At 37.1% G+C, this 7,413-nt stretch carries 2 protein-coding genes and 3 pseudogenes; 4 read left to right on the top strand and 1 reads right to left on the bottom strand.

Annotated elements, in window-relative coordinates:
* The first annotated feature begins 63 nt into the window (after positions 1-63).
* The 3 genes and pseudogenes from GBI16_RS17040 (at position 64) to GBI16_RS17050 (ending at position 5,591) form a co-directional block, all read left to right on the top strand.
* A pseudogene (locus tag GBI16_RS17040) lies at positions 64-2,795 on the top strand (type VI secretion system Vgr family protein).
* Positions 2,796-2,815: 20 nt separating this feature from the next.
* Entirely contained in the window at positions 2,816-3,874 is a 1,059-nt protein-coding gene (locus GBI16_RS17045; protein ID WP_151707528.1) for a T6SS immunity protein Tli4 family protein, read from the top strand.
* A gap of 1 nt (position 3,875) precedes the next feature.
* Positions 3,876-5,591: a triacylglycerol lipase gene (locus GBI16_RS17050; protein ID WP_151707529.1), complete on the top strand. Its 1,716-nt coding sequence runs from the start codon at positions 3,876-3,878 to the stop codon at positions 5,589-5,591.
* Positions 5,592-5,644: 53 nt separating this feature from the next.
* Here the strand turns inward: GBI16_RS17050 and GBI16_RS17055 are convergent.
* Positions 5,645-5,954: pseudogene (locus GBI16_RS17055) on the bottom strand (transposase); the annotation flags it as partial.
* A gap of 72 nt (positions 5,955-6,026) precedes the next feature.
* Here GBI16_RS17055 and GBI16_RS17060 point away from each other — a divergent pair.
* A pseudogene (locus tag GBI16_RS17060) lies at positions 6,027-7,117 on the top strand (IS3 family transposase).
* Positions 7,118-7,413 lie beyond the last annotated feature (296 nt).

Raw genomic sequence — 7,413 nt, forward strand, 5'->3', positions numbered from 1 at the left:
GATTTGAGCATAAATAATCATTGTGCTAATATTTCCCTATTAATAATAAGATTATAAATAACAATGTTAGATAACATTTTTGGCATTTTAGACAAATTAGGCTTTGGAACTCAAAAACGTGCCATCAGTGCTCAATTTTCAAATGCACAACTTAATTCACAAATTATGCTACAACGTATTGATGGATTTCATGGCATCAATGAAGGAATGTCAGCAGAACTGATCTGCCTATCAACGAATCCATTCATAGAATTAAAACAATTTATTGGTTGTCAAATAGGTGTTGATCAAGTCACTGATTCAGGCAGATTGTTTAGAACGACTGGTATTATTACAGGCGCTTCTCAAGGACAATCTGACGGGGCTTTAAGTCTATACCGCTTGACCATGCAAGACCCAACCAGCTTGTGGCATAAACGACGTAATAGCCGTGTATTCATGAATAAGAATGTTGTTGAAATTATTGAAGTAATTTTCAATGAATGGCAATCTAAAAGTGCCTTGTTTGCTTCAAGCCTAAAATTAGATACTAGCGGACTAACTAAGTCTTATGATATCCGTCCATTTTCGATGCAGTCAAACGAAAGCGATTATGCATATCTAACCCGATTAATGCGTGAAGAATCAATTAATTGGTTTATTGATGAGGCTAGTTATCTTGTATCAAGTAATAGCCAAAGTATTGAAGCACAAAAACTACGTTTAGTCGATGATAATGCCCAATTTAAAGCCATTGAACGTCGAAGCATACGCTACCATAGGTCAAATGCAACAGAACAGTATGACAGCATTACAAGCTTTATTGCACAACGTAGCTTACAGCCTACGGCAATCCATGTACAACGTTGGCAAGCAGATAGCTTAAGTCAAGAAGATGCCAGCGGATCAGTGCTCAGTTCGCATAAACACAGTGCCAATAGGGATAATGAAAGTCTAAGCCTAGAACAAGCATGGAGTATCTCCCCTGCATGGATTAGTGACCTTAAAGGTGAAGATCAAGCCACAAAATCAAGCAATAGCCAACTTGATAAACTCAACAAACAACTGAATCAATATCAAGCCTTACAATCCAAATATTTTACCGCACACAGCAGTGTCCGAGATACTCAAGTTGGATATTGGTTTCAACTCTCCGATCATCCCGAACTTGAAAAAAATCACAGTTCGGCTGATCGAGAGTTTTTGATACTCAATAAGCACTACTATAATCAAAATAACCTACCAAAAGATTTGAAAGATCAATTGGAAAAGTTACTTAGCCTCAGTCATTGGGAAACAAGTAAAGACAGCGAACAAGAACGTCAAGCCAACGAATTGATGGTGGTGCGTAGAAGTATTGCCGTTGTTCCTGAATATGATCCACTACAACATCGCCCTACTGCACATGTACAAAGAGCCAAAGTCACCACAGATGGTGAGGAAATTCATGTGGATGAATGGGGACGAATTAAAGTTCGTTTTCTATTCACACGAACAGATGACCATAGCCATGATGGTGGTTCGGTTCAAATGATAATGATACAGATTCAGCTTGGGTCGATGTACTAACCCCTTGGGCGGGTGAAGGCTATGGCGCTAGATTCTTACCTCGTAAAGATGAATTAGTTGTGATTGACTTCTTTGATGGCAATATTGACCGTCCATTTGTGACAGGACGTATCCATGAAGCAGAGAGAAATCCAACCAAGTTCGATATAAAAGGACAACTCCCTGATACCAAAAAACTCAGTGGGATACGCTCCAAAGAAGTGGATGGTGAAGGATATAACCAACTGCGCTTTGATGACACGACAGGACAGATCAGCGCACAGCTCCACAGTAGTCACGGTGCAACGCAACTTAACCTCGGTAATTTAAGCCATCCGAAAGACAAAGCTGAAAGTGAGGGTCGTGGTGAGGGGTTTGAATTACGCTCAGATCAATGGGGAGCAATAAGGGCGACAAAAGGTATCTTATTAACTTCTGAGTCATCAGAACAAGCTCAAGGTACGCTACTTACACGTTCGAAAACACAAGAAAATATTAAATTCCATGTGGATGGTAATAAATACTTCAAAGAAATAGCAACGGCACATCAAGTTGATGAACCTGATTTAGAATCACAGGAATTATTAAAAGAAATATTCGATAAATGGAATGAGAGTTCAGATGCATTAGTCACTTTGCATAGTGAATCAGGAATGATTTTAGACAGCAAAGAAAGCATGCATCTTGAATCAAAAGATAATATAGATGTAAGTACACCTAAGAATTTGCAATTTTTTACTGGAAAAAGTTGGATAGCCCAAGCATTAGATAAAATTTCAATTTTCGCAAAACATGCTGGCATTAAGATTAAATCTGGTGAAGGTGATGTGGATGTCACAGCACAAAAAGGAAAAATGACGCTTTCTTCAAAGCAACAAATGCATGTGTATTCACTCAATGACCTTGTAAGAGTAGAAAGTGGGAAAGGTATTCTCATCACTAGTGGTGGGGGATATATCAAAATCGAAGGTGGAAATATTGAAATTGCCTGACCTGGTTTAATGGAACTTAAAGCTGGTCAAGTAAAGGTTAGTGGTGGAGCGTCACTGTCTAGTCAGCTTCCAGCAATGCCTGAATTGAAATCTAACTATGATGAACATTTTATTCTGCACTATCCAGATGGGGAACCTGCAAAAAATCTGAAGTACAAAATAACGGCTGAAGATGGACAGGTTTTTGAAGGCGTATCCGGTGAAGATGGTAAAACCAGTGTGTTTTCTAAAGATGTAATGACTGCGCTAAATATTGAAGTATTTTCTCCAGAATAAAGTATCACGGAAGGTTAATAATGAAATTATTTAAGTGCTTAGTACTTTGTATCGTAATAGTAAGCTCTTTTAGTGCATGTTCAAATGTTGAGAAACAGCAGGAAGGAATTCAAGTGATTGATTATAGTAATCCAAAGAAAGTATGTTTCGGTCGTATTGAAATGACTGTACCGAAAGAAACAGAAGTGGAATATAGTAACTTCAACTACAACGGTAGTGATATTGAAGTTGATGGGAGTGTAAAAACATATGAAGCATATCAAAAACTCATTAATGACAAGATTCAGTATTTAAAGCATGAACCTCATGAAACTGAAGGGGTTTTATTAAAGCAAGAAATACAAGGTCCTGTAAATCAAGCTGGACGCTCTGTTAGCCACATTATTGTTTTTCGGGATGGAAAATATGTTACTTCCATATATGAAATCTATGGTTATCTCTATTTAAGACCAGGTAAAATGCTTATTTTAAAAAGTGGTGCAAGCAATGATCTTCTAAATGAATCATTAGCAGATATGCAACATACCTTAAAAAGCATTCAATTAAGAAATGAAAAAGGTGAAGCACACGCTGGTCTATGTTGGAAGGAATTTTTTATTTTAGATGATATGAGTAAAAACATTCCATTCACAGGTGGATATTTGCATTTTAGATTTCCAAGTTATCCAGGAGTTCGGGCTGATATTGAGCATCGTGTTCGTTTGGAGTCAGATATTCCTTTAATTGAACTTATGAAGAAGAGACAACAAGAGTTACCTGCAATTGTAAAAGCACAAATGAAAATTGAAAATTTAAGAGAGCATAAAAAAGTCATTAATGGTTTGGTTGGTGAAGAAGTATTGAATCATGTTTCTGAACGTGCACATTTTGAACGTGGTTTTGAAAATGGAGCTTGGCAATATTTAGGCGATTTAAATAATGATAATGACCCATATATTCAATTTAGTTTCGAAAGTGCTGAAATGACTAATCCAGATGAATCTTTTTACTCTATGATTAGTCAGAAAAATGTACTTCAACTGAATTATTTTATTTTAAATAGTATTCAAATATCTCCTAATAATAAAAAGGAAAAATAAAATGGGTGACGTAATATCACAATCAAAATCTGCAACCAGTCCTACATCGAATAAAGTTGGAACAAATGTAGAAGTCCCTCTTAATGATACGATTCCAATTATATTTGTACCTGGAATTATGGGTTCTAACATATATAATAAAGCATTAAAGAAGCCTGTATGGCTATTAGGCAATGGCGCAGGAATAGCTAAAACATTAGTTCAACAAATGAATAAAAGTCCAGCTACCTTGCAAACTGAATTAGATTATTTAAATACTGAAGTATACAAAGATGGCACTATTAAAGTTGATAGTCGTTTAAAATTAACAGAAAAATTTTTAAGAGATCGTTATTGGGGGACCGTACATTGGGATAGTTCTGGTGGGATTTTAACTTATTTACAAATGGTACTGAATAATGTCGATTTAAATGAAAAACCTATATATGGTATGGGAGGTTTGGGTGGTGGTTATGCTGCTATTCAAGAAATGAAATTGCAAGAATCTATCTATGAATGGAAAAGTCTAATAAATAAAAAAGAAGTAGAAAATTGGCATCCTCAAGAGGCATTTACAAATATAGCTCAACAAGATATTGAACATTTGAAAGCATTTCACTTCCCTGTTTACGGTATGGGTTATAACTGGCTTCAGTCCAGTGAAAATGGTGCAAAAATTGTATCTGACAAACTTGAAGCAATTAAAAAATCACTTGGTGGCCGATTTCATAAGTTTATTATAGTGACTCATTCAATGGGGGGATTATTAACTCGCCGCCTAGTTCAAATCCGTTCTGATATTGCAGGGGTTGTGCATGGAGTAATGCCAGCAGAAGGTGCAGCAGCAGCATATCGACGTATTGTTACTGGTTCTGAAGATGTTGGAGCATTACCAGCTTATGTACTTGGTAAAAATACTGAACATGTAACTGCTGTATTAGCAAATGCACCTGGGGGCTTAGAATTATTACCAAGCAAGGCGTATAACAACGGGAAACCATGGTTATATCTCAAAGGTTCAGGATTAATGAATGGGAAGGATTTACAAACAAATGTTGTATCCTTACCACAATCCGACCCCTATAGTGAAATTTATAAATCAGATGGTGTTTGGTGGGAGATGGTTAAAGCAGAACTGATTGATCCTGCAAATATGGTAAGAAATAATAATCCTGGTAAAAAAGTAAAAGATGTATATTTTAAAAAAATTGAAAAAGTTAAAGAATTCCATGACAAAATAACAAATAAGTATCATCCATATACTTATGTAAATTATGGACATGATCCTAAATACTCAAGTTTCGGTACATTAACATGGACATTAGATCAAAATCTTAGAGGAGTAACTGCACAGCAAATGAAAAACTTGCCTAGAGCAAGTGCCCAAGAAGTTGAGGCATATAATCAAAAAGTTGCAAAAGATGCGATGTATATGGGACAAGCTGCTTACCACTACATTAAAGCAAATATGAAAGAAAATAATGGGTTGCGATATATTAAACTAACAAGTGGTAAGTTTGGAACATTTAAAATTTCAGATAAAAATGCGGATGGAGATGGAACAGTTCCATGGGTTTCAGGACGGGCTCCTTTTAAGCAATCTGGAGTTAAACAAGTTTTTCAAATGACTGGATTTGATCATCAAGGCTCATATAACAATACTCATGTTCGAAGATCAGTTCTTTACTCAATTGTTAAGATTATTAAAGAAAATAATATTCAACCTAAGTTTAGATAGACTTAAATGAAAAAGAATAACTGACCCTGTAAAAAAATCTGTGTAAATGTTGTTTAAATGAAAGCGTCTAAACGGACCTTCAAATTCGAACATAAACCGATTCATTGCCGCACGCCAATCCCGAATTGGCATATTCCACTTTTTCGATGCAGCTTCAATCGCTAAGTAAATCACCTTTCTGACTGAGTCATCGGTTGGAAAGAGTTTACACTTCTTGGTTGCTTGTCGAATCACACTGTTTAGCGACTCAATTGCATTGGTCGTGTAGATCGCTTTACGAATATCGGCTGGATAAGCAAATAATGTATTCAAGTTCTGCCAGTGTGCATACCAGGATTTGCTGATTTGCGGGTATTTGTCATCGATAATCCCCCCCTAAAAATAATAGGACCTAAAAGTAGAATTTTCTCTTAAAGTATAGGCAGGAGATTCTGCATGAAAACATCTAAATTTACTGACAGTCAGATCATGTCCATTTTGAAACAGGCGGAGTCTGGCACACCTGTAGCCACCCTTTGTCGTGAACACGGTATGAGTAATGCGACCTTCTATAAATAGCGTGCCAAATATGGTGGTATGGATACGTCATTAATGGCTCGACTCAGAGAGTTAGAAGCAGAAAATATCAGACTTAAAAAAATGTATGCTGAAGAGAGGTTAAAGGCAGAGATCATTCAGGAAGCGATGTCAAAAAAGTGGTAAAGCCATCTTGTCGACGTCAGATGACACAACAGGCAGTTGCCCACCATGCTATTAGTATTCGTTTAGTTTGCACTGTATTTGGAATCAGTGAAACCTGCTACCGTTATCAAGCTAAACTCAGTAATGACAATGTGCTCATTGCAGAACAGCTCATTGACCTCACTGAGGAAAATTCCGATTGGGGCTTTGGTCTATGCTTCTCATATTTACGGCATGTTAATAGTTACTGCTGGAATCACAAGTGGGTTTACCGCATTTACTGTGAGTTAGCCTTGAACCTGCGTATTAAGACAAGAAGAAGACTAAAACGGCATGCGCCTGAACCATTGAAAGAACCAATCCGTGAAAATCAGGTCTGGTCATTAGATTTTATGCATGATCAGCTTTCCGATGGTCGCAAGTTTCGATTATTGAATGTGATTGATGATTACCGCCGCGAAGGCCTAATCATTGAAGCAGGGTTCTCATTGCCCACAATTAGGGTTATTCGTACGTTGAATCAATTGTTGGAGTGGAGAGAAAAACCATTAGTGATCCGATGCCTTGCGCAGCAGTGCTGCTTAGGCCACGAGTTTATCAGTCACGAATTTGTACGCTGGGCTACTGAGAACGGTATTCGTATTGAATATATTCAACCGGGTAAGCCACAGCAGAATGCGTATATTGAACGACATAATCGGACTATACGTTATAGTTGGCTGAGCAAGCATTTGTTTGATAAGTTAGAAGAAGTTCAGGATTACGCAACTGATTGGCTGTGGCATTACAACCATGAGAGACCACATCAAGCAAATAAAGGAAGGCCACCTCTAATGGTCGCTTAACCTCTACTTTTAACTTCGGTTATTTATGGGAGGATTACCGATTACCCAATACATTCATTAGAGCTCTTGCAAAAGTCAAAAAATGATCATGCATTGGTAATAAAATAAGTGTTGAACGTCACTTCTCTCTTGTTGAAAAGCTTAGAATGAGGGCGGATTCTTCCTATCAATAGAGGTGGTCCCACATGTTTGAACAACTAAAAGCTTATTTATAAGTGATACTCTGCTCTAGTTAAGCTACCTTATTTTGTTGTGGTAGCTGGTCATAGTAAAACTCATCTGGAGTCATTTTGTCC

The sequence above is a fragment of the Acinetobacter sp. TUM15064 genome, from assembly GCF_008980265.1.
GTDB lineage: Bacteria > Pseudomonadota > Gammaproteobacteria > Pseudomonadales > Moraxellaceae > Acinetobacter.